General features: G+C 41.5%; 16 protein-coding genes. 9 read left to right on the top strand and 7 right to left on the bottom strand.

Features of this window, described 5'->3' with window-relative positions:
* Positions 1-6: 6 nt before the first annotated feature.
* The 9 genes from Dvar_RS23080 to Dvar_RS23040 all read left to right on the top strand — a co-directional run bounded on the left by Dvar_RS23080 (position 7) and on the right by Dvar_RS23040 (position 13,057).
* Positions 7-1,398: a sigma-54-dependent transcriptional regulator gene (locus tag Dvar_RS23080; protein WP_419655477.1), complete on the top strand. Its 1,392-nt coding sequence runs from the start codon at positions 7-9 to the stop codon at positions 1,396-1,398.
* Between the two features lie 634 nt (positions 1,399-2,032).
* Positions 2,033-2,470 (top strand): prepilin-type N-terminal cleavage/methylation domain-containing protein, encoded by a 438-nt coding sequence (locus tag Dvar_RS23075; RefSeq protein ID WP_419655476.1) that lies wholly within the window; start codon positions 2,033-2,035, stop codon positions 2,468-2,470.
* Positions 2,471-2,688: 218 nt separating this feature from the next.
* Positions 2,689-4,776, top strand: coding sequence for a tetratricopeptide repeat protein (locus tag Dvar_RS23070; protein ID WP_419655475.1), 2,088 nt, complete (start codon positions 2,689-2,691; stop codon positions 4,774-4,776).
* Positions 4,777-4,786: 10 nt separating this feature from the next.
* The gene (locus Dvar_RS23065) at positions 4,787-5,938 is read left to right on the top strand and encodes a vitamin K epoxide reductase family protein (RefSeq protein WP_419655474.1); all 1,152 of its coding nucleotides are present in this window, start codon (positions 4,787-4,789) and stop codon (positions 5,936-5,938) included.
* 122 nt (positions 5,939-6,060) lie between these two features.
* A complete protein-coding gene (locus Dvar_RS23060) occupies positions 6,061-8,205 on the top strand; it encodes a tetratricopeptide repeat protein (RefSeq protein ID WP_419655473.1) in 2,145 nt (714 codons plus the stop codon).
* 34 nt (positions 8,206-8,239) lie between these two features.
* The gene (locus Dvar_RS23055) at positions 8,240-9,895 is read left to right on the top strand and encodes an ArnT family glycosyltransferase (protein WP_419655472.1); all 1,656 of its coding nucleotides are present in this window, start codon (positions 8,240-8,242) and stop codon (positions 9,893-9,895) included.
* Positions 9,896-9,948: 53 nt separating this feature from the next.
* Entirely contained in the window at positions 9,949-10,857 is a 909-nt protein-coding gene (locus tag Dvar_RS23050) for a glycosyltransferase family 2 protein (RefSeq protein WP_419655471.1), read from the top strand.
* 261 nt (positions 10,858-11,118) lie between these two features.
* Positions 11,119-12,423, top strand: a complete 1,305-nt coding sequence (locus tag Dvar_RS23045; RefSeq protein WP_419655470.1) for a lipopolysaccharide biosynthesis protein — start codon at positions 11,119-11,121, stop codon at positions 12,421-12,423.
* Positions 12,401-13,057, top strand: a complete 657-nt coding sequence (locus tag Dvar_RS23040; RefSeq protein WP_419655469.1) for a class I SAM-dependent methyltransferase — start codon at positions 12,401-12,403, stop codon at positions 13,055-13,057. Before Dvar_RS23045 ends, Dvar_RS23040 begins: the two co-directional genes overlap by 23 nt.
* Before the next feature lie 38 nt (positions 13,058-13,095).
* Here Dvar_RS23040 and tnpC read toward each other — a convergent pair whose 3' ends face one another.
* The 7 genes from tnpC to Dvar_RS23005 all read right to left on the bottom strand — a co-directional run bounded on the left by tnpC (position 13,096) and on the right by Dvar_RS23005 (position 24,354).
* On the bottom strand, positions 13,096-14,487 hold the full coding sequence (gene tnpC / locus Dvar_RS23035) for an IS66 family transposase (protein ID WP_419655468.1): 1,392 nt from the start codon (positions 14,485-14,487) through the stop codon (positions 13,096-13,098).
* Between the two features lie 284 nt (positions 14,488-14,771).
* Positions 14,772-16,772, bottom strand: coding sequence for an HAD family hydrolase (locus Dvar_RS23030; protein ID WP_419655467.1), 2,001 nt, complete (start codon positions 16,770-16,772; stop codon positions 14,772-14,774).
* Between the two features lie 360 nt (positions 16,773-17,132).
* Positions 17,133-18,416, bottom strand: a complete 1,284-nt coding sequence (locus Dvar_RS23025; protein WP_419655466.1) for a glycosyltransferase — start codon at positions 18,414-18,416, stop codon at positions 17,133-17,135.
* A 758-nt stretch (positions 18,417-19,174) separates the two neighbouring features.
* Positions 19,175-20,578: an IS1380 family transposase gene (locus tag Dvar_RS23020; RefSeq protein WP_419655465.1), complete on the bottom strand. Its 1,404-nt coding sequence runs from the start codon at positions 20,576-20,578 to the stop codon at positions 19,175-19,177.
* A 509-nt stretch (positions 20,579-21,087) separates the two neighbouring features.
* On the bottom strand, positions 21,088-21,780 hold the full coding sequence (locus Dvar_RS23015) for a methyltransferase domain-containing protein (protein WP_419664148.1): 693 nt from the start codon (positions 21,778-21,780) through the stop codon (positions 21,088-21,090).
* Between the two features lie 446 nt (positions 21,781-22,226).
* Positions 22,227-23,213, bottom strand: coding sequence for an NAD-dependent epimerase/dehydratase family protein (locus Dvar_RS23010; RefSeq protein WP_419655464.1), 987 nt, complete (start codon positions 23,211-23,213; stop codon positions 22,227-22,229).
* A gap of 4 nt (positions 23,214-23,217) precedes the next feature.
* On the bottom strand, positions 23,218-24,354 hold the full coding sequence (locus tag Dvar_RS23005; protein ID WP_419655463.1) for a radical SAM/SPASM domain-containing protein: 1,137 nt from the start codon (positions 24,352-24,354) through the stop codon (positions 23,218-23,220).
* Positions 24,355-24,356 lie beyond the last annotated feature (2 nt).

The raw sequence follows: 24,356 nt of genomic DNA, 5'->3' as shown, positions 1-24,356 counted from the left end.
GTCCTAATGGCAGACGATCCCCACTGTATTCTTGTTGTCGATGATGAATTAAGCATGCGTGAACTCCTTGAATTCATGCTGGAAAAAAAAGGGTATGCTGTTTTGTCGGCAGCAAGCGGAAAAGAGGCGCTTTCCATTATAAATAAGGAAACGTACGATCTGTTGCTTTGTGACATCCGGCTGGGCGATATGACTGGCCTTGATGTCTTGAAGGCGTCCAAGAAAAAATACCCCCATGTCACCGCTATTATGATTTCAGCCTTTGCCACCACGGAAACAGCCGTTGAAGCGATGAATCAAGGTGCGTTTGACTATGTGCCCAAGCCTTTTAAAAATGAGGAGTTGCTTCAAACCATTGCAAATGCTCTTGAACGAAAGACACTGGAAAAAGAAAAACAGATCATTGAAGATGCAATCAAGCAAAGCCTTCATTTTGGCAAGATTGTTGGCAATAGCCCAAGAATGCTTCATATCTTCGATATGATACGGCAAGTAGCGAAAACAAAGACCAGTGTCTTGATCACCGGGGAGAGCGGTACCGGCAAAGAGCTGATTGCAAAGGCGATTCACGAGCAGAGCGATCGAAACGACAAACCCTTTGTGACCATTAACTGCGGCGGCATTCCGGAAACGCTTCTGGAAAGTGAGTTTTTCGGTCACCGTAAAGGCGCATTTACCGGGGCCACAACGGACAAGCAAGGTCTGATGGAAATTGCCCATAGCGGTACCTTGTTTCTGGACGAAGTCGGCGAACTGAACGTCAACATGCAGGTCAAGCTCCTGCGCGCTGTTCAGGAACGGGTGTTCCGGCCTGTTGGCGGCACCAAGGATATCAGCGTTGATATCCGAATAATTTCCGCAACCAACAAAAAGCTCGAAGACGAGGTGATCGCAGGGAATTTTCGCGAGGATCTTTTTTATCGGTTGAACGTGATCGAAATCAAACTCCCGCCACTCAGGGAGCGAAAAAATGATTTATTGCCGTTGGCACAGCATTTTTTGGAAAAATACTCACGGGAACTGGGTAAGCAGGTAACCAAATTTTCATCGTATGCCATTGACCTGTTAAAAAAGTATGATTTTCCCGGCAACATTCGGGAGTTGGAAAATTTAATCGAGCGAAGCGTAGCCCTTTCCAACACCAACATCCTCCTGCCCGATAGTCTGGCCATGTCGGTTCACAAAAAAAGATGGATCGAAGGGGTCCGCAACCGCCGGTTTGATCTTGATGAGGTCGTAAATGGTGTGGCATTGGATGAAATCCTGGCAGAGATCGAGCGGGCCTATATCGAAAAGGCCATGGCATGTGCCAATAATAACAAAAACAAGGCGGCTGAACTGCTGGGCATCAGCTTGCGCTCCTTTCGATACCGGTTTGATAAAATCAACCCCAATTAGATTGCGGCTGTTTACAAATCCCACCGTTGATTCTATTATACACATTCAAAGATGATCAAAAAATCAGGCGTTGCTGCCCTTGATGATCGACATCAGTATCTGTTGCCCCTATTTATGTAGCTCGAATTCGATTCCTTCTTTACATCCCTTATCTTTTTGCTGGCTCGTTCGTAACAACGATCATCCCGTTGGGGTCTCTGATTCTTTCCTATTTCTATAAGCAGATGGTTGATTCGATTCTTGAAATGAATCCGGTCAATTATAAAATTTTATTTAAAACTAAATGTTTTGCAGCACCGTTCGATAATACGGGTGAGTCCTCAAAACCGAGATTCAAACGGCGTCAACGAGACCAATGACAATTTTTGGCAGATCTTAACAAATTTTGGCTAAACGGGTGGAAGATTCAAATTTCAATGTCGGTTGATGAGAGTTCGAGATCGATTAAAAAGTAATAAAAGTGAATGAAATAAAATGGTTGATGAAAAATGGAAAGAGATAGGCAAAACTGGCATCCTAAGTGCAAAAGAACAAGTCTAACATAGCCGCAAAAGGAGGCAGTCAACATTAACCCAATTTTGTAGGACGTTTTCAGCATCATTTATTAACTTAAATCTTTAGGAGGATTTAGAACATGCTTAGCAAAATGAGAAAAATGGACAGCAAAGGTTTCACCCTGATCGAATTGATGATCGTCATCGCCATCATCGGTATCCTGGCAGCCATCGCCATCCCCAACTTCATCGCCTATCGTAACAAGAGCTTCTGCTCCCGGGCGGAATCCGATGCTCAGGCTGTGGCCGGTGCCATTGGCGATTATTTCGCCATTCCAACGCATATTGCTACGCCCACTTCTGGCCAACTTAACGACGGCAACGGTGTGCAGATGTCCGGAAATAACACGATTGTCTCTATTACTGGCGCAAATCCCAATATTGGTGTCACCGTAGTCGTTAAAGATGGTTCTGAGCGGTGTCCGGATGATTACACCGACGCCATGACCCAAACCGCAAATCCCAACGGTTTCTGGAATACTACTACTAAACAGTACACGCTGACTATCCGCCAGTAACCTGAGGACAAGTTGGCCAGTACGTTTTAACAAAAAGGAGGGGGAAACCCCCTCCTTTTTGCTGTTGAAAGATGATAAGCCCCACCTAATAAAAATTTGGAAGAAGTCATTCATTCGGCTAAGCACACCACATCTTGTTGTCAAAGAGCAGTACCTTTTCAAATCCAAAGGAAATTATTTAGCAAAAATAATCAAGAACAAAAAGCGGAATGGCAATCATGGGTAGGCAAAATGAAAAAAGAGATCCAACCTGTAGCTCGTCCCTTGTCATTTCCATTTTTCTACTTGTATTCATCTGCTATAGCAACACTTTCAATGCAGCGTTTCAGTTGGACGACAAGCCCGGCATCGTAAATAATCAAAAACTCCATATCGATAATTTATATCCGACAACCCTGTGGGAGACATTCTTCGCCAAACCGGGCGCTGGAAACAAATTATACCGACCCGTGGCCAATCTTACATTTGCGTTGAACTGGTATATAGGAGGCGATAACCCGGCCGGATATCATCTCGCCAATCTTTCCCTGCACGTCATCAACACATTTCTTTTGTACCTGTTGATTCTGCGTCTGTTGGAAACGCCATCGATGCGAGGTCGCTATGACAATGAAGATGCGCATTTCATTGCCATCGTCAGTGCGCTGGTATGGTCATTGAATCCGATCCAGACTCAAGCGGTTACCTATGTTGTCCAGCGCATGGCCGTGCTGTCGGCCTTTTTCTATTTGCTGGGTATCTATTTTTATCTCGACCTTCGAAAAGGCAGTGCAAGGCGACGGCAAGCATTTTCCTTTCTGGGATGCTTGCTTTGTTACCTGCTTGCGGTCGGATCCAAGGAAAATGCGATCATGCTGCCGGGATCACTGCTTCTTGTAGAATGGGTTTTTATTTCTGGTTCATTTCCCGAAATTTTCAAAACAAAAGAGATAAAATGGGTTGTAAGAACCATCGTTGTTGCTTCTTTATTTTTGCTTCTCGCTTTTGCTGTCTCCGGCAAATTGCGATTTGTTTTTGCGGGTTATGACAATCGGCCGTTTTCAATGGCACAGCGTCTGATGACCGAAGGCAGAATCGTTATCTGGTACCTGAGCTTGATTTTCTACCCAATGCCCTTTCGATTGTCAGTTGAACACGACATACAGATGTCGATGTCACTTATGTCACCATGGACCACACTGCCATCTCTGCTACTGATGGGGGGCTTGGTGATTGCTGCGGTTTATCGAAAAGATAGAAATATACTGACAAGTTACGCAGTTCTTTTCTTTTTAATGAATCAAATCGTTGAATCGTCGATCATTCCCATCGAACCCATCTTCGAGCATCGTAATTACTTGCCTTCCTGCTTTCTTTTCGTACCGGTGGCAGCAGGAATCAAATCGTTGATGAATACCTATAAAATAAAGAGGAAATTCATCTATTGGTTCGCTACATCAAGCGTTCCGTTGTTAATGATTCTGTTTGGCGTCGGCACCTATATTCGCAATGAAACCTGGCAGACCGAAAGAACGTTGTGGCTTGATGCCATGAAAAAGGCACCAGGGAGTGCACGACCATTGGTTCAACTGGCACAAGTTTTAATAAAGGAAGATCCGCGAAATGCCGATCCAGCACTGGCATTGTACGAGAAGAGTCTGTCGCTCAGAAAAGCCAGAAAGGATATCGAATCCGCTACCATAGGCAATATGGGTGGCATTTATGCTAAGTATAAAGGAGATCGGAAAAGGGCCATAGCGCTTTACCGGCAGGCGCTGGAGCGGAATCCAGACTATATCCAGGCCCGATACGATTTGAGCGTGCTTCTGACCATACAGGGAAAATGGAAAGATGCCGTATGTGAAATCGACCACATCCTCGACAAAGGTCTTGTCCATGAAGACTACTATAATTTGAAAGGAATTATCCGCTTGTGGCAGAAACAACCGCAGGAGGCGCTCATTCTATTCCGGAAATCATTGAAAACTGCCGAAAACAAAAGAAATGCATGTTTGGGGATTGGGGCGTCGCTTTGTGCCATGGGTTATTATGTCCGCGCAGATCGGTTTTTGAGGCTGGCATATAACGATCAGCCGGATAGCATTGTGAATGTATTTTTATTAATCGAAAATGCCATTTGCGCGGGTGATATATCTACTGCACGCAACTGGACTGATTGCTTGCTGAACGACCACAGCCTGCAGGAGACGGAAACCTGGCTCAAACAACTGCCAACCTTTTTTCAAACGCCACCTGTATCAGTTGCAAGGATTGCCCCCCTGGTCAGCGAACAGGCACAACGGATGTTAAATCAAATTAAAAACTGAGTTGATACCAGTGAAAAAGATTCAGCCCCTGCCTTTTGGCGTCTATTTTTTTATTATTTTTACCTTGGGCCTTATAGGCTTAGGAGATTCAATTTATATCTCCATTTCCCATTACAGAAATTATGCGGACATTGCCTATGAGAGTTTCTGTGCGATTTCCCGCGCCATCAACTGCGATACCGTTTCTCAAAGCCCTTATTCGATTTTTTTAGGAGTGCCGATCCCTGTCTGGGGAATTTGGGGCTATGCGATAGTGATCATTCTTTTGGTAAATGCATGGCGGCTTCATGCCCAAAAGACTTATATTTGGCCCACATTGTTCCTTTTATCATTGCTCTATTGTATAAACAGCATCGTCCTTGCTGCTGTCTCGTCGTATCTGATAAGAAGTCAGTGCATTATGTGCATTTTAAGCCATGCGGCTAATTTCGGTCTGCTTTTCTATTCTTATCTGATTTTCAATAGATTTGACGGGGGCAATGTCTTCAGCGGATTGAGAAAAGACTTTGGTCTTTATAAAAGGCACTGGAAGAAATGGTCGGTTACTTTAGTTTGCATGCTGTCCATCGCCATCGGGATGATGTTTTTTTTTCCGCCGTATTGGAAAATGGGCCCCCACATCAACGGCCAGAATTTGAAAACAGGTATGACCGAAGATGGACATCCATGGATTGGTGCTGAAAAGCCGGAGTTGACCATTGTTGAATTCACCGATTATCAGTGCTTTCAATGTAAAAAAATGCATTTTTACTTGAGGCAATTTGTTGCCGAACATGAGGATAAAATCAGACTTGTGCACCGGCATTTCCCCATGGACCACAAGTTCAACCCGATTGTTACGGAGCCCTTTCATATCGGTTCTGGAAAATTAGCAATGCTGTCCTTGTATGCGGCTGAAAAAGGCAATTTCTGGTTAATTAACGATATGATCTTCAATATGGATTTTAAGTCCGGCGCAATAAATATAAAAAATATGGCGAAAACAGCCGGTTTCGATCTGATGGACTTCGCTGCTTCAGTTAATTCGCTGGCACTATATAAAAAACTCGAGCAAGACATCCAGGATGGAATCGACTTGGGGATATCCGCGACGCCGACGTATTTAATCAAAGGGGAGACATATCTGGGGCAAATTCCTGAACAGATATTATCCCTTCGTTGAAAAATGAGTAAGGCAATGAAAAACAGTGTTGCAGCTAAGCGTTGATTCCCCGAGTCGACCTGTGAGGTCCTGATTTTTGTTACGCAAAGCGCTTTTTATTGACCAGCCATAGGAAAGATTCAGTGCAAAAGGAATCCGTAAATCCATCTAAACAAAATTGTTTTGTTTTCTTTCTGCTGTTTCTGCTAATTTTAATTGTTTATTCGAACAGCTACCAGTGCACTTGGCATTTTGACGATCGGACGAGTATCACCAAGAACGATCAGGTCCGTATCGAAAAAATCGATTTTTCATCGATGGCACAATTCTTTTCTACTAGTGAAGGGCTATCAGGAACGTTTAGGCCTATTCCGATGCTGACTTTCGCGCTGAATTGGTATCTCGGGGATGGTAAGCTTTTCGGATTTCACTTGGTTAATAATATAGTACATTGCTTATCGGCTTTTTTCCTGTTCTTATCCGTGCAGATGCTTTTGCAGACGCCGAAATTGGATGGCAAATCGGGCGTAAATACCCATTCGGTGGCATTGCTGGCATCGGTCTTATGGGCGGTCCATCCTGTGCAGACGCAAGCGGTCACATACATCGTACAGCGAATGGCGGCCATGGCGGCCATGTTTTATATCTTAAGTTTCTACTTTTATTTAAAAGCACGGCTTGTCAACAACGGAACCTGGAAGACAGTCGTTTTTGCCGCCTTTAGCGCAACAAGCTTTGCGCTTGCTTGTCTTTCCAAAGAAAACGCCGTTATGCTGCCGGCGGTGTTGATCCTCACTGAGTATATTTTTTTTCAAAGCGGCGACCGCTTTTTTTTAAAAAACCGAACAACCGCTAAACGAACCATGTACATCATTTTGGCGTTCGGTGGAATCGCCATTCTGATTCCATTGCTGATCTGGCATCAAAGCATTCACAATATCATTATTTCGATCTACGAAAAAAGACCTTTCAGCATTACCGAGCGATTGCTGACCCAACCGAGAATTATTTTTTTTTATTTGTCGTTGCTTTTTTATCCGGTTAACCACCGGCTTTCTATTTATCACCATTTCCCGATATCCAAAAGCCTTATTGATCCATGGTCTACCCTAATCTGCATGGGTGGTATTGTTGTTCTAATTATTTATGCCTGCTTAGCTGCACGAAAAAGACCTCTGATATCATTTGCTGTGTTATTTTATTTTCTTAACCACATCATTGAGTCTTCAATTCTTGGGTTAGAGTTGGTTTATGAACACAGAAATTACCTTCCTTCAATGTTTCTGTTTGTTCTCTTTTCTTTGGCCATCTGCCAATCACTATCAACCCTCAAGGATCGTAAATCTCATCTGTTTCCGATTATGGTCTTTTTTATTCCTTTTGTGATTTTCACGATGGGAATTGCGACTTACACACGCAATGAGGATTGGCGAACGGAAAAATCGCTCTGGCAAAATGTGTTAAGGCAATATCCTGACACGCCACGGGCATTGAATAACCTGGCTTATGGCCATTATTTACAAATCGGAGATTTGGACTACGCACTGAGTCTGTATCAGCGATCCTTGGGCTTCAGCTGGAAAGACGACATTACTGTTTACCGGAAGGTGTATACTCAAAATGATATCGCAGGAATCTACTTTGCCAAAGGCTTCTATGAAAAAGCCCTCTCGCTTTGGGAAGGTGTGTTGAGTGAAAAGCGAAATGTTATCGGTGCCATGGGCGGGCGGGTTGACGCCAATATGGCCTTGGGACGCTGGAATGATGCATCCGCTGCCATGGATCTGGTTATCAAAACGCAACCGCCGTCTTTCAACAGCTACAACAAAAGAGGGTTCATCGCCTTTAAACAGGGGCGGTACGAGGAGGCGATAGCTTTTTTCAGGAAAGCATTGCAGGAAAAACCTCTCAATGTGCCCAGTCTGATTTATCTGGGCGCCTTGTATTCTTCCATTGAAAATGTTGACCGATCCAGTTTCTTTCTGAACATGGCTTTATCGAGGAAGGCTGATTCACCCGTTGTTTTAATGCTTCAACTACAAAACGCAATCATTGCCGGCAACAATGAACTGATACAAAAACGTATGCATTTCATTCTTAACTTGTTTAAAACAAACCAAATCTTTATGCTTTTACAACAATCAAAGGAACATTTTTCAATTCCATTGGACTTAGCAAAAATTGTTCCCGTTATTTTTTCGGCAGCCAGAGACAAGGTGCAACAATGGCCTATGATGACGGAATCATCTGCAAAAGATATCGTAATGGAAACTATCCAATCAAACTGAAGCAGCTAAAAAGTTTACCTATAAGGATAGATCGTTGAATCAAGGGACTGTAAAGATTAATAGCGGTGTTTTTATTCAGGTGGTATTGATCTTAATATTGACAGGCTTGATTACATGCATCCTGGTCATGTCAACGGTGCCGCCTGTTAGCAGAGATGCCTTGACCCACCATCTGGCGGTACCCAAGCTGTGGATAAAAGCTGGCGGAATTATTGAGATGCCGGATATCGTTTTTTCTTACTATCCAATGAATATCGATTTATTGTATGCGTTGCCGCTCTTGTTTGGTAACGACATTATTCCAAAATATATCCATTTTGCCTTCGCCCTTGGTACGTCGTGGATGATTTATCTATACCTTGCCAAACGAACTACTCGTACACTGGCATTGTTTGGTGTTTTGCTATTTTTGTCTACCCCCATCATCATTGCACTGTGCATCAGTGCTTATGTTGATCTGGGGCTTATTTTTTTTTCATGGGGTGCATTTTATTACCTGCTGGAATGGCGGATAGAACCAGATCGGATCGCAAAGCTTATCGTCTCGGCCGTGTTTTGTGGTTTGGGGCTTGGGACCAAATATAACGGACTGCTGGTGTTTTTTTTGCTGACCCTGTTTGTTCCCATCGTGTATATCAGGGCGCAAAACCAAAGGCATTCTCAAGTAATTAAAGCTATTGCCTATCCAATTCTTTTCACTATCGTTGCTATGACGGTTTTTTCACCATGGATGATTAGAAATTACCGCCTGACCGATAACCCGGTATTTCCTTTGTACGATCGATTATTCAAGCCTGACAATATTGAAGCTAATAATTCCAGCGTCAGTTTGAATCCTTGGACTAAACGAAAGCTTATCTATAAGGAATCTTTTTGGGATACCTTGGCCATTCCAATAAGAATCTTCTTCCAGGGGAAAGATGACAACCCGAAATATTTCGATGGCAGACTTAATCCTATTCTCATCATGTTGCCATTTCTTATTCTGCTGAGACCAAGAAACGTGTGTCCTTCGCTAAAAGTAGAAAATGCTTTACTTGCCATCTTCGTCGTGCTCTATATTCTTTATGCGAGTTTTATCGTCGACATGCGCATAAGATACATCTCCCCTGTATTGCCGCCTTTAGTGATTTTATGCGTTATGGGGTGTCATGCGGTGAAGGAGAAAATCAGCGCTATCAGCAACAATATTATTAAATCAGTTGTATGGTGGAGCTTTTCAGGTACTATCGCATTCTTTTTATTCTTGAATGCCGATTATTTAATTAATCTTTACAAGGTAATCGATCCAATACCCTATCTGACAGGAAAATGTTCGCGAGAATCCTATCTAAATAATAAGATGCCTGACTATGCAACCATTACTTATGCCAATCGAATTATAGATGGTCAAATGAAAATACTCGCAGTGTTTATGGGGAACAGAAGATATTATTTTGAAAAAGATGTTGTTTTCGGTATATCGAGTTTTCAGGAAACCGTTATCAATGCTCCTGCCAATAGCCGGCTTGGGAAAATATTAATCAACAATCATTACACTCACCTCATGATTGGTATCACCCTTTTTGAAAAGTGGGCAAACGGGATATTCAATGATGATCAAAATAGAAAGATTGCCCAATTGGTGCATGAGGACTGCCGTTTATTATTTACGAAAAACGGCTATGCCTTGTTTCAAATCACACCCTGATAATGTTGGTTTCCGACATGAGTCAATAAACTTACAAAGATGGGTAACAATAAATGAAATATGATAATGAATTAAAAATAAACATTATTATTCCGGCGTATAACGAGGCGGACACGATAGGAACCGTGGTTCTCCGTGTTAAAGATTTATACCCAAAGGCCGAAATTATTGTTATCGACGATGGATCTTCCGATGCTACGGCCAAAATCGCGAACCAATCGGGAGCAGCGGTTTTTTGCCATCCTTACAATATCGGCAATGGCGCTGCCGTAAAGACGGGTATCCGGGTTGCAACCGGTGATATTTTCATCTTTATGGATGGAGATGGTCAACACAGACCAGAAGATATAGCCAGAATGATTGAATTATTTCCCGAATACGATATGGTGGTTGGTGCAAGAAAAAAGGGTGGTCAGGCATCATATAAAAGGGCGGTCGGCAACAGAGTGTACAACTGGCTGGCTTCCTATGTAACAAAGTTTCCGGTAAAAGATTTAACGTCAGGATTTAGGGCCATTAAAGCCGACATCGCCAAAAGCTATATTTACCTGCTTCCAAATACTTATTCATATCCAACAACCATCACCTTGGGGGTTTTACGGGATGGGAGGAGCGTTAAATATCTTCCCATTGATATGCAAAAAAGGAAATCTGGAAAAAGCAGCATCAAGATTGTCAATGATGGTGTCCGATTCTTAATGATCATTATCCGGATCTGCACGTTGTATTCACCCTTGCGGGTATTCCTGCCCGTCAGTGCTTTTATGTTTTTTCTTGGTTGTTTGCGCTATTTATATTCATTTTTTGCTGAAGGTCGCTTCACGAATATGAGTGCGCTACTTTTTATATCTGCGGTCATTATTTTTATGATGGGGTTGGTCTCTGAACAGATCTGCCAGATGCGGTTTGAGAGAAGAACAATGAAAAGGGATACAACAAGATATAATCCTGTCAAACCCTGATTTATACTGCGCAGCAGAAATTCATTCCCTTTATGCATTGTCAGAATGCAAAGGTTTTGCGATTTGCCCGGTTCACTGCCTGGGAACTGAATTATCCTTGCAACATAAGCCAAAGGAGATACAAATAAAGCGCATTAGAAAATTAAAACACACGATTTGGAACCGCCATTACCCCACGTGGGTTCCCAAGTGTCGCCATCATATCTTGACCGGGCATATTGTACGACCCTTTCTAAAGGTTAATCCTTTTTTCATTATAGAATGTTATATTTTTTATCCCGTATATATAATAGTGTTTTTATAAGAAATGTTGGAATTGTAGCCTCGGGGGCTGTATTGGCACAAGTTATCAGCGTCGCTTCATCTCCATTCATTACAAGATTGTATGGGCCAAAAGCTTTAGGGCTTCTTGGTGTCTTTATTGCGATAGTGGAAGTACTTTTACCTGTTGCAGCTCTGACTTATCCGATCTCCATTGTTCTGCCAAAAGATGATAAAGAAGCTAAAAATTTGGCAAGTCTATCCGGATTTATTGCTATTGTAATAGCGTTTATTGTTGCAATTGTAATTATGGTAGCAGGGGAGTTTATTTTTAGTCATTTTGGAGCTCAGGAAGTATCAAAATTTGGACTTCTAATTCCTTTGGCGATGCTTTTTTCTTCACTTTTGCAAATTTCACAGCAATGGCTTATTAGAAAAAAGAAATTTTTTGTGACTGCAAAAATTGAAATTATCCAAGCGATGGTAAATAGCTTGGCTAAAATTGGAATAGGTTTGTTTCACCCGACGGCTTTAGCTCTAATAATACTATCAACAATAGGTAATGGCATTCATGCAGGGATGTTGGTTTTCAATATTAAATGTAAAAAATTAGATTTATTTAAAAATAGTAAAAATGTAAATAATCATTTGTATTTTTTTAAATTAGCTAAAAAGTATTACGATTTCCCTCTATACAGAGCTCCTCAGATACTAATTAATGCTGTATCTCAAAATTTACCTATACTTATGCTATCTGCCATTTTTAGCCCAACCTCTGCGGGATATTATGTAATTTGTAAAAGAGTACTAAGCATACCTTCGACACTTATCGCAAAATCATTTGGTAATGTTTTTTATGTAAATATTGTTGAGTCCGCACAAAATGGAAGGAACCTCACAAAACCTATTATTGAGGCAACAATTTGGCTTGCAGCAATCGGTTTTGTGCCTTTTATTTTATTAATTATATTTGGTCCTTGTCTCTTTGGGTTTGTGTTTGGAAATGATTGGGTAACAGCTGGAGAATATGCAAGGTGGCTTTCAATAATGATGTTCTTTTTCTTTGTAAATAAACCATGTGTAGCCGCCGTTCCAGTGCTTGGTTTACAAAGAGGTCTTTTACTTTACGAACTTTTTAGTACTGGCGCTAAATTTGTTGCAATTTTTATGGGTTTTGTATTATTTAATGACGAAAAGATAGCAGTTGCTCTTTTTAGTATATTCGGATCAATTTCTTATTTATTACTTATAGCATGGGTAGTTATATCAAGTAGGTATAAAAATGCAAAATCGCAAACAGGTTGATAAAATTCATTATGATTTTAAAAAGTATTTTGATAAAAAACGATGGATAAGTATTTGGCATCAACTGGATGAAGTATTATCTACACAGTCAAAAACTGTTCTTGAACTGGGGCCTGGACCTGGTCTATTTAAAATCTTGGCTATTAATTATGGGATTATAGTCAATACTATAGATATTGATACAGAATTGAAACCTGACTATGTAGCTTCGGTTTCAAACCTTCCTTTCGGAGATAGATCATATGACTGTGTTTGCGCTTTCCAAATGTTGGAACATATCCCTTATGAAGAGTCGCTTCAAGCTTTTAAGGAAATGGGCAGAGTGGCAAAGAAACATGTTCTCATCAGCCTCCCAGATGCAAAAATACAATTAGTTTTATCTTTGGATGCATATATGTTGAGCAAAAAGATAAAAATAAAAAAGAAAATAATTCATATTCCGTTTAAGAGGATAAATCCTAAAATACATCGTTTTGATGGAGAGCATTATTGGGAAATCGATCAAAAGGGATATTCATTGCAGAAAATCATCAATGACTTTACTACAGAAGGAATAAAGTTAAAAAAAACATACAGAGTCAATGAAAATCCATATCACCGATTTTTTGTTTTTGAAAAGAATTTTAAATGTTAAAATTAAGGTAAGCGTTCACGGGATAGGCACGGCAAGGATCAAATCCACGCAAGATCAGGAATCGATTTTTGGAAATAGGCTTTGACGCAATCCACAAGAACAGGAAAAGTTGCCTTTGCTTTGATACGGCAAGTTTCTCTTAGAGATAAAACACGTTCCACCCAGCGGTTTCCTTTTTCGCTTTGTGTGCCAAGGCTGCGTTTTCTCCACAGCACACCAAAGCGCAACGCTCTTTCGGCACGATTGTTGGTGGGCTCAACGCCTTCGTGATCCATGAAAACCCAGAGGTTATCAATTTCCCGGATGATTTGGCGTGCGAGTCTACCGGCATCGGTCTCATCAGATTCCCAAAGGGTGACGGTAAACAGAAAGAAGGTATAAAAATCCGACCACTTCTTTGGGGCGGGAGGCTCTTTGGCAAAATGGACCAGTTGCCTCAACCAGCCAGCGATGATTTCTCCAAAGCGTCGCAAATCGGCCTTTTTCCTTTCCGCGAGTGCGTCGGCTTTGCGAATCAGATGGGCCAGACACGTTTGGCGGTTGACCCATTTACGATACAGACCATATCCATCGCTGACAAGGATTCCTTGCCAGTCCTGGATCAGGTGATCGAAGGCTTCTTTGGATCGATGAGGATCGATGCGATAAAAGGCGACCCGCTCATTGACCATGGCCCACAGCCAGTGCAAATCGTTTTCCCTGAACCATGAGGTCTCGTCGATATAGTTGCACCAGAAGCTGCGGGCGATCCGCCCGATCTCATCATACACCGGCAGCAGCGCTTCGGCGTTACGGTCGACGAGTTTTTGGATAGTTCCTGTAGAAATAGGGATTTGCAGTACGGATTCGCAAAACTGCTTGACGTCGTTTCTGCTCATCGCCTTGATGCCGCTCAGTTCTCCGACCAGGGCGGTAAAACGCGGGCCATAGCCGGTGGCCTGTTCCGGTGGAAGCTGGGCTTTGACGGTTTTGCCGCAGTTGGGACAGTCGCATTGCTGGAGAATAAAGTGGCTGACTTCCATCTCGATCTTAGGCAGTTCAATACGTTGGTGGACGTAAAACGGCTGCATTTGCTTTGGATCAAAGTGTGTATTTCCGCATGAGCAACGTTTCGGCATTAACCATTTGGAATCAGTCGGATCCAGTATTTGCTGCTGATGCGCCTTGTGACCTTTTTGTCCGCCCTTGGAACGATTGCTCTTTTTCTGTTTGCGTTGCTTTTTAGCAAAAGGCGGGTCTGAAGATGGCGGTTTGCTGGAATTATGAGAATTTTTTTGGGTACTCACTTCAAGCTTTTCAATGCGCTTTTCGTGGGATTCGACCTGCTTCTGCATATCGTCCAGCGTACGTTCCAGGTACATAATGTAATGCCGCACCATCTCTGGTGTCTGTAGCCAATCGAGCTCTGAGAAGGGTCTTTTGAGTGCCATGAAAAGCACTTTATCATAGGTAAAATAAAAAATCTAGCGATTTTTTCAATTATTTCAGACAGTTGCTGATGGCTTGTTTTTTCTTTTGTTTTCTGATGGTTACGACTGGAGGGTAAACATCCAGAATACCCCCTGAACGCTTACAAATTAAGAATTGTTGAATATTCCTGTTCCGCTCAAACTGACCAGTCATTCCGTGCCTCGTATATATTTTAAGGCCATACATTTTCACGATTTCGACTGAATTATTCTGCAAAAAAAAGATAAAATTTATCAAATTATGTTCAGTCTATCTCTGTTTTACGGCTAATCTTTTTATCCAGAATTAATCTTGCAATAATTTCCAACGCAGGATAAATAAAAGAAAGCCTATAATAAGAGAGAATACCGGGATACCAAGCCACTCCTTCTTTTATTCCCGATAGCCCAAATGATGCGGTTCTTCCATTTTCAGTTCCTTCATCAAATTCGAGATTAAGAAACGCCGAAGCTTTTTCAAATCCAGGACATGTAGTAATGCGCCTTGATATAGTAGCGGCAGCTAATTCTATATCGGTATCAGAAAATCGATCAAGCAAAGTTGAAAGGAGCTTAATTGCCTTAAATCTTTTTGTAACACCTTTGGTAATTCCCTTTTGAATGGAATCCGCAGCCTCTCGTTCTACGTTTCCGATTGCTGATGTTTCAGTCAAAATTGGAACCACCTCGCCGGTATTTTCGGTTGACAATATAGTTGCTGTCCCGGTAGGTTCCCTCAGTAAAGTATCCCAAAGGCGGACTACACCTGCAGAACCTTCAAGTGGATTCATATGGCGAAATTTTCGAAAATCATCTCGAAGGAATCCAAATTTCTGGTTTTCAGGTGTCGGTAGGGAACCCTGAGCGCTAATTCCTAAATAAGCTCCAATTATCAATTTCGCATCTTTGAAAGTGTTGCGCAAACAATCCTGAATAGTGCATGCCCATCCAGAATCAACCAAACCAATTCTATTCAATGAGCTTGTACCAGCCTGCTGAAATAAGTATTCTTTTATTAATTTTTTTTGTTTTTGAGCACAGGCTTCAATTTCTGCTTTATGTCGAAGGATAGACCCTTTCAATGCATTTCGAGATTTATTTGAAAAATTGTCATTTTCGTCCAAGCCTGAATCTTTTAAAATTCGGCTTAAAAGATCCGTACTTAAAGAAAAATTGCTTAACCAGTGGCCAATCTTTCTTTTCCCGGCCTTACCAGGGAGGTGTTTTACATTCAATAAGAGGTCTTCTGGGTGTGCTATAGTTAATAATTTTCTTGAAAGACGTACATAAAAACGAGGTGGACTGTTAGGAAGAAAATTTGATATCAGCTCATATACATCGAACATGGCGCGAGCATCTCGAGCAATAAAAAAAACCGCATCTAAATTTTTGTCAAAAAATTTACGCCATTGCCAAAATGAAAATAGTATTAATAAAGGTGCGAGATCATCAAAAGCGGTACGAAAAAAAGGCGATAGATCTTTCGAGGAAGGAGGCCCTTGCAATATCTGAAGAATTTCTTTGAAAAGGCTTTGTTTTTTGAAATAAAAACCATTAATTTTTGGAAAAATTGTATATTTTTCAGCAGTGGGGTTGGATATTTTAAGTGATGACCAGCCTGCTAACCTTGGTCGAACCAAGTCAGCCTTGGGATTATCTCCGATATGTGCAAAACAGGAAGCTGGCAACCCCATTTCATTTTGAATTCGTCGAAATATAGTACCTCTTCGCTTAGAAACGCCCATACTACCAGATGAAAATATACGATGAAAGTGTAATTCAAATCTAGTTAGTAGTGCTTCCATTTCTTCAGTCTCAAGCCACATATCACTGGTCGCAATAATTTGAAATCCTCGATCTATTGCCATACGTAGAACTTCCGATGCACCATCCCAAGCTTCTGTGTTTTCAAATTCTGCTCTCACTTCAATTTTTTTACCAAGCTCGATTAGCTTTTCTGGATCGACAGAAATTTCTCTCGCCATTGCTTTTAGCCACATTGATATTGTCCATTCAGCTTCCTGAATAAAATACAAACGGTCATATCTTAATTTAAATTTATTTTTATGGCTATAAATCCAATTTGCGGGTATATCCAGAAAAAATGAATCACGTATGCAATCTGACATGTATTTTGAAGAAATTTGAAAAACTGTATCTGGTGGTGTAAGTCGGATTAACAATGTGTTGTAGATGTCAAAAGAAATCACCTTAACTGCTGGTTTGAGATTGTCCAAAAAATTTACGATTTTATCGAAATTTGCCATAATTAATTCCTAATAGACTTTAGTATCAACCCTTATAAATAGATTTTTGAATTAAGAATTTGAAATTCTTGCTCTTTCAGATTTGAATCAGGGAGTTTGTAGAATTATGAGCAGGCATCCGTGACATTGCTTCAGTTGATGGTTGGAAAAAAGAGAAAAACATAAGGTATTAGTTTGGTTTCGGTAAAGGTATGAATTCATTCGGTATTTATAATTTTTTGATATTATATGACATACAAAACGCCGCCCACATTAGCATCCATATGTCAAGCAATAATTGTGTTTGACCTACTGGTAGTTAATTTATTTTCATCCAATTCATTAACCGGTTTTTTTTGGGTAGATATGAAATCTTTAATCTTATTTCATCTGATATTTTAATATATTATTATATAACGAAATATGTGAATTGATAAATTCATTTCGATGATATTCCAACGATTTTTTTTGAGCATTCTTTGCCCATGCATTCCGAATATCCGGCTGGTCAAATAAAATTTGCATACCTTTTACTAATTCATCAATATTTTTTGATGAAGCCAACCAGCCATGGAAACCATGTGTAATTAATTCTGGTATCGCACCAACCTGAAATGCAACGGGAGGAGTCCCGCACGCCATCGCTTCAAGAACCGAATTGCAGAATGTTTCTGCTAAGGATGGAAAAAGAAAAATATCTGAAGCAGAATAATATTGAGCCAACAAAAAACGATCACGGATATATCCAACTTCATGTATAGGAATACCTTCAAATTGCTTACGTAGTTTTGAAGAACTAATTTTTCCAGTAATAATCACTTCAAACTTTCGATTTAAATTCTTTAAAGCGTTTAATGCGAAGAAGGCTCCTTTTCTTTTATCATCTAACTTAGGAGCAGACATCATTATAATAAAGCTGCCAATATTGAAACCGAGTTTTTTTCTAACTTCTGTCTTTGGCATCGGATGAAATATATCCAAATCTACATAATTGGGAATAATACAAGGGGATGATAAGAACATACCAGACTCCATCACTTGCTTTGCCATCCATTGGGAAGCGACAACTGGTGTAAGGATGCCCAATTTTGCTGTTTCTCTTTTGTAATCTTGCATTATACCAGTAGCATCTAAAAATGTTTGTAAGGGCCAAACGCGTAATTGTGGGCATTTTCTACAGCGACTTCTAAATGCATTGCATTCCATCGGATATAAACACCCACCAGTAATAGGCGAGCAGTCTCTAAAGGTCCAGGCTACCGGTCTTCTTTTGGCCAACCAGCGTAATGCTATTGGTGAAAACGTTCGAGAAATGTCGTGAAAATGGTAAATATTGTAGTCAATTTCCTTTTTTTTCCATAGATAGAATATTTCAGGCGTAAAAAAATCTGGGAAGCCTAATAATTGAGAAAACATTCTGCATACAAACTGAAAAGAATGAAATGCTTTCCCACCATACAAAAAACGCATATAAGGTTCCCATTCATTTCCACGATAACCCATCCAGTGATGAGCGGTTATGCCTTTGCATTGATTGAGTATTTTTGCCAAATCAGAGGCCATGCGACTCGCGCCTCCACCATCGGCGTTTGATTTACTGATTATCGCAATTTTTAAACTTGATAACATTTTATTATTATTTAATAAATTAAAAGATCGATTCATTTTCTTATTATCACATAAAACAAATGCCTAATCGTCAAATTGAAAATCACCTTTCTGAAAAGCATATCCCATTTTTTCAGCATTCTCATACAATATTTTTCTGGCAGTAAAAATCAACAATTTAACCACTACCAATGGGAAGAGAAATTATATAAATTATATTTCTTAAAAATTTAATTAATTATATCTAATATTATTAATTTTAAACATTGATGGTTTTTCTTTTCTTTTTTAGCATATCTATCGATCTAACTGATTTAAATAAATTTTTTGTATTGATGTTAAAAGAATGAGTGAAAATAAACTTTTGATCAAGCTATGTATCTTGATTTTATGATCAATATTGATTGTATTTATGTTTTTTAAAGATAAAACATTATTAATGTATCCAATTGTAAAATAATTTAAATGGACTGGCATTACATATCGCCCCTTAAAAATCCTTGCATAAAAACAAGAAAAATTTTGAATAGAAAAAGAAAAACACCTCCTGGTTTCAATAATTTGATACATTTATTGAAGAATTGCTTATGATCATATACATGCTCAATTATATCCCCTAAAGTAGGCGATTCTGTTTTTGAACAGCCGTGTCTCAAGAAAAAACCTGGCAGAAAAGTGAGAACAAGCAATTTCCGGTCTTAAATTCTCACGGGAATCGTTTACAGGCTTAAAGCATATGATCATATGCTTTTTATCCCAGATTTCGCACGCACCTCACCATCAGTTTTGCTATGCCGTTCTGCCTTGTTTAACAGTTATGCGATAATCGGAACTTCTTCACACCTCCTGAACAACTCCGGTAAACGAAGGCTTTCCAAGTAGGCCCTGGATACTTTCAGGACTGTTTCTTTACCGTGAAAGACAATCTTGCCGGCTATATCGATCAGGCGCCTGCGTACTGTAGAGGCATAGGAGCCAATCGGTAAAACCGGAGCGCTAACGTCCTCTTTAAAGGATTCAAGCAGAAAATGACCCACCAGCATTGTATAATACCAGGCAGCGTTGGGGGCAAATCGTTTGAAGGGCAATTGCTCGTGCCCAAAGTCCTTCAACGCCCGGTTGGCCAATTCGTCGCTGCCGCGTTCATGATAGCAGGCAACGAGCCCTTGGGTGGTCATGTAATCCATCGCCCCGGCCTTTTTCAGCATACCATCAATTGCCTCGCCCTGACCGATATTGGTGATAATGACGGTATCAGGACGGAACCCGGGAAGATAGAGTTGCTTGCTGTCGTCATGCATCAACCGGCAAAAGATCGCTCGGCGGAATTTATGCCAGTTGCCCTGTTTGCAACCGAACTCAACATATTGCCATGCCTTGTTCTTACCGCATTCAAACCGTTTCCATTTGGACTTGTCCCAGTTGTCTGCCATTTGTTTGATGTCTTTGTAGACTTTACCGCCACAGACGTAGCCGATGTGAAGCAATTCACAAAGCGCAAAGATTTTCTGGTCGAAAAACCCGCTGTCCATTCGGATAATGATTGGGACGTCACCCCGATACTCGAATCTGATTTTCAAGACCATGTGCTTGATCATATTCTGCACTGCATCACCATGATTGGAATGCTTGTTCCCACTTCGAAATACCGCATCAACGATGAAGCGCCCCCAATTCATCTGCAGCGGTTGGAAACCCTTTTTCTTTTTGTAGGTGGGTTTGACGCCATGCCGGCATTTTGCATCATCATTGTCCATGACCATCGTGTCGATGCCCAATTCGATGACATCGGGTTGCTTGATCCGCAAACGCCAGATAAAAAGGGTCTGCAGAAGACGCCGGAACAAAAATACCCGTGTCCAGGCAAATGCTTTGAAAAAACGCTTCATTTGATCCGAAGAAGCCATGTTTTCTATTGGCGTCTCGATGCTACCAGCATAACCTTCATCGTGAGAAATCTGATCGAAGTAGGTCAGTCGTCGACTGGTAGCGTCAACAAAGAAACAGAGCGCTTGCTTGAAAAGCTCTGTAATATTGAGGCCTTTTTTACTCTTCCGGATGGAACCGAACCAGCGATCCAACCAACTGAAAACTTGGATACCGTGCATATAGGCTACGAACAGGGACAATCCTGCCCTGCCGGTCAATCGGTCAGAAGTGGCTTCGATACGTCGGATTTTGAGTTCATTTTGCCGGTAGTTTTTGCTATGTTTAATCATAGAGTCCTCCACCTGTTGGGTGCGCTTTGGCTTGTTGTCAATTTGGTGATTTTTAACAAGCATTATAGCATGTTATCCAACTTTTGAGGACTCTTTTTTTCTATAAATCGCCTACTTTAGGTATCCTATTCTGCGATTACATCGCAGTAAATTGAAGACTCAGAATTTTTTTCTAAATAACCATTTTGGATTTTCATTCTGAAATACTTATAAAAGAAATCTGTAGGTTCTTTTCTTGGTTCAATGCCATCAAGCATTTGGTTCTATCAAGTTAAACGATTAACCCTTTTTTCAAAAATCAATATTGATTTCATTTTAAATAAAATTCATATGCAGATCGTTTAAAATAATTCTTTTTTGATTCATTCTCTGAAGGGAATGGATAGTGCCGACCAGAACTACAATCACTGCACCAATGAATGAGAAATCCATTTCTATTCTTATAGTAATTCCAAGTGCTCTGAATATTTCTACAACCACATTCACGACATTAAGTTTTAAGTAAAAGTTCAATTTTCACCCATCACATAAAACAAATGGCTCATTGGCAATTTAAAAACGCCTTTTCTGAAAAGCATATCCCATTTGCCCAACATGCACATCCAATCAGGAAAATTACCTGTTTTCACGTAATCTAATATGGGAACCTTCCATTCCGGTTTTTCAAGGTACTGGTTATGACCGGCGGATCCAAATCGTCGATGTAAGCGCACATCCCTGGGACCGCTTGGATCTGGCCAGCCGGGAGTGTCGATCGCACCATATTCAATGATTTTCATTCCCGATTGACGAAACAGATTCTTCACACGTGTAATATGGTTGTACTCAACCTGTCCATGAGTCCAAGGAAATCCGAAAATCAGGTGCAGGAAGCGATGCCAAGGATATCCCGGCTGAAAGTTATTGCAGGTAACGAGCATGACATATTTAGATGAAATTCTTTTCATTTCCTGAAGATAGCGGTCCGGGTGGGACAGTTCCGTCCAAGTGACGAAATTCCATGCAAGATCGAAAGTACCCGTTTCAAAACCGGTCCGATATACATCAACGTCTGATTTGAAATGCAGGCGATCTCCGATGCCCAGTCCTTTCCAGGCACTCAACATTTCAAACTCCGGATTGATCAGGGTGACATCGCATCCTGCCAGACCGAACCCAATGGAGTATAGTGACCCGGCCGCCTTGGCCCCATGGCTGGGCATTTCTACAACTGTTTTTAACCCGAGGGTCTCTGTAAGAATACGGTGCAATTGAAGCAGAACGTAGCGATCATAGGTAACGCCGAAAACTTCAGTTTCTTTTCTCATTTCATGATTTGCCATGTTGTAAGATTGTTTATTTCTTATTATCTCGCGTTTTTAAAAGGTAAAAACAATTGATCACAATCCAGGGCTTTAAACTCGGGATCTTTGTGGACAAGAATACTGTGTCACTCAATAATGCACTGGCACTTATCCATGCATCAGCCAAAGACACCTATCGGTAATCGTACTTTGCATCTTGATCTCCATTTCGTCCTTTTCGTACCGAGAATTACCAATTAAATGCATTGGTAATTCAAAGTGCCACCCGCTTCACGATATGTCAATACGCTTAATCTCCCATGTTGGCGTGGGGATAATCGGCTATTATTGTGGAAGATTGGCTATTATACCCATCCGTTCGCCTTATACCACGCCACGGTTTCCATGATACCCGCAACAGGATCGACTTTCGGTTTGAAACCCAATTCACGCATGGCCTTGTCAATTGAAAAAACGCGATCGGCAATGGTTGACTCGATATTTTTTCTTGCTATCGGTGGTGCCTTGCCAGCTAAACTGAAAGCTTTTTCGATAATCGATGCGGCCAAAAGGGTTGCCCATTCCGGTGCGTAAAGGGGTAATCGCCGAACACCCAAAGCTTGTTGAAGAATCTTACGGATTCGGTCGAATGGTTCGGATTGCTCGTTGGTGATCAAATACGTTTCACCGGGCTTTCCTTTTTCTGCCGCGAGTAGGATGCCCTGAACAGCATCATCAACATGAATCAGCGGCGTCAGTTTCGCGCGGTTGCCGATTTTCGGAAACAGCCCTTTTTTCGCTAACTTTGTTAGTTTCAGCATATCCCGCCAGTCTCCGGGACCGTAGACCATTGAAAAACGAATGATACAGGCCGGCAGTTGCCGGTCTCTTACCAGCGATCGAATGCATTCCTCGGCTTTCAATTTACTTTTCCCGTAAGGGTGGTGGGGAAAACAACGGCTTTCCTCTGTGGCGGGCATGTCCGTGCAAATTCCCATGGCTGCGACCGAGCTGCAGTGCACAACCCGCTTTACCCCTGAAGATAGTGCCTCACGCATGATGTTTTCGGTTCCAGTCACGTTTACAGACATGAACATCTCCGGCGGCACGGTAAAATTACTCATATGACCCAAGGTGGCCAGATGAAGCACGCAGTCAATATTATCGGCAATGCCCCTTATGGTTTTCGGTTTAGTGATATCACCGGTGACGATTTCCACATCGCAGGAGGACTCGAATTTGATTTTTTTCGGATCTCTTGCGAGGCATCGGCAAAAGTGGCCTGAACCTGCGATCTTTTTAATAAGGTGGGGCCCGATAAAACCGCTTGCACCAGTAACAAGATATCTCACACCGTTATCCTTTGCTGATTAGAATTTCCCGCAACACCCGCAACAAAGAGGGCGGATGCATCAGTATGTTTGAGTATGCCTGGTTGGCCAGCGGGCAGGCGCATTTTTTTTCGTATATGAACCGCCGAATCTGGCGGGCTGTTTCGCTGATCCATAATCCTTTGAAATCGTATTCAAAATTCCGTAAATTGCCCATTGATTGATCATACCCCAACGTACAGCAGGGCCAAATATCTCCATAAGGAGTCATGTGAACGTTGGAAATTCCCGCGTAACAGGGGATGACCTGTCGGTTTTGCTCCATGATACGAATGGCCAGGTGATAGTACACCAATCGAAAAGCGTTGGTTATGCGCTGAAACAGCACTTTTTTTCTATTATTCTCTTTTATCTGGGCCACAAAGAAATCAATGGCGTTGCGATACGCCTGTGGGTCAGGGGTGATAGGATCCTGCTGGTTGAACATTTCAGAGCGTTGCTCCGCGATTTCATTGCGGTAGCTGTCCGGGCCAAGTGTTTGCACAAACTTCGAGATTTCATCGATGTCGTTGACGTTCCACCTTGAGATAACGGTTCCCAACTCCACGTGAAGGTTGGGATAATGGGGTTTTAGCGCCTTCAAACGCTTATAAAGCCACATTACTTTTTCAAAGTTGCCTTTCACTCCTCGAATTTCATCGTGTTTGTCGCCGATGTGATCGAGGCTGGGCTTAATGGTCAAACGGACATGGGGATGGTTACGTTTTAGTAAGGTGACGATTTGATCAACCCGTTTGATGATTAAGCGGGGGGAAATGGCATTGGTTGGAATATGGATGATTCCCGGCGTCAGGTATTTGCAGGCCAATTCGATGATTTGAACGATGTCCGGCCGCAGAAATGGTTCACCACCGCTGATGTTGAAAACATAAATGTGACCCATTGATTTAAAGATTTTTTCTATTTCCCTTGTGCTTAACTCGGAATGGTACTTTTGGGGATGCTCGCGATATAATTGCCAGATGCTGCAGGTTTTGCATTTTGACTGACACAGGTTAGTCACAGAAAACGTCAGATTGAGCGGCATAGCGGGGCGGCGGATTCCCCATCGCGTGAGCCGATATGAGAGCAGTTTAGGCGCAATTTCTTTCAGGTAACTCACTG

This window comes from Desulfosarcina variabilis str. Montpellier (assembly GCF_048565275.1).
GTDB lineage: Bacteria > Desulfobacterota > Desulfobacteria > Desulfobacterales > Desulfosarcinaceae > Desulfosarcina > Desulfosarcina variabilis.
This window is presented reverse-complemented; position numbering and strand designations above follow the sequence as displayed.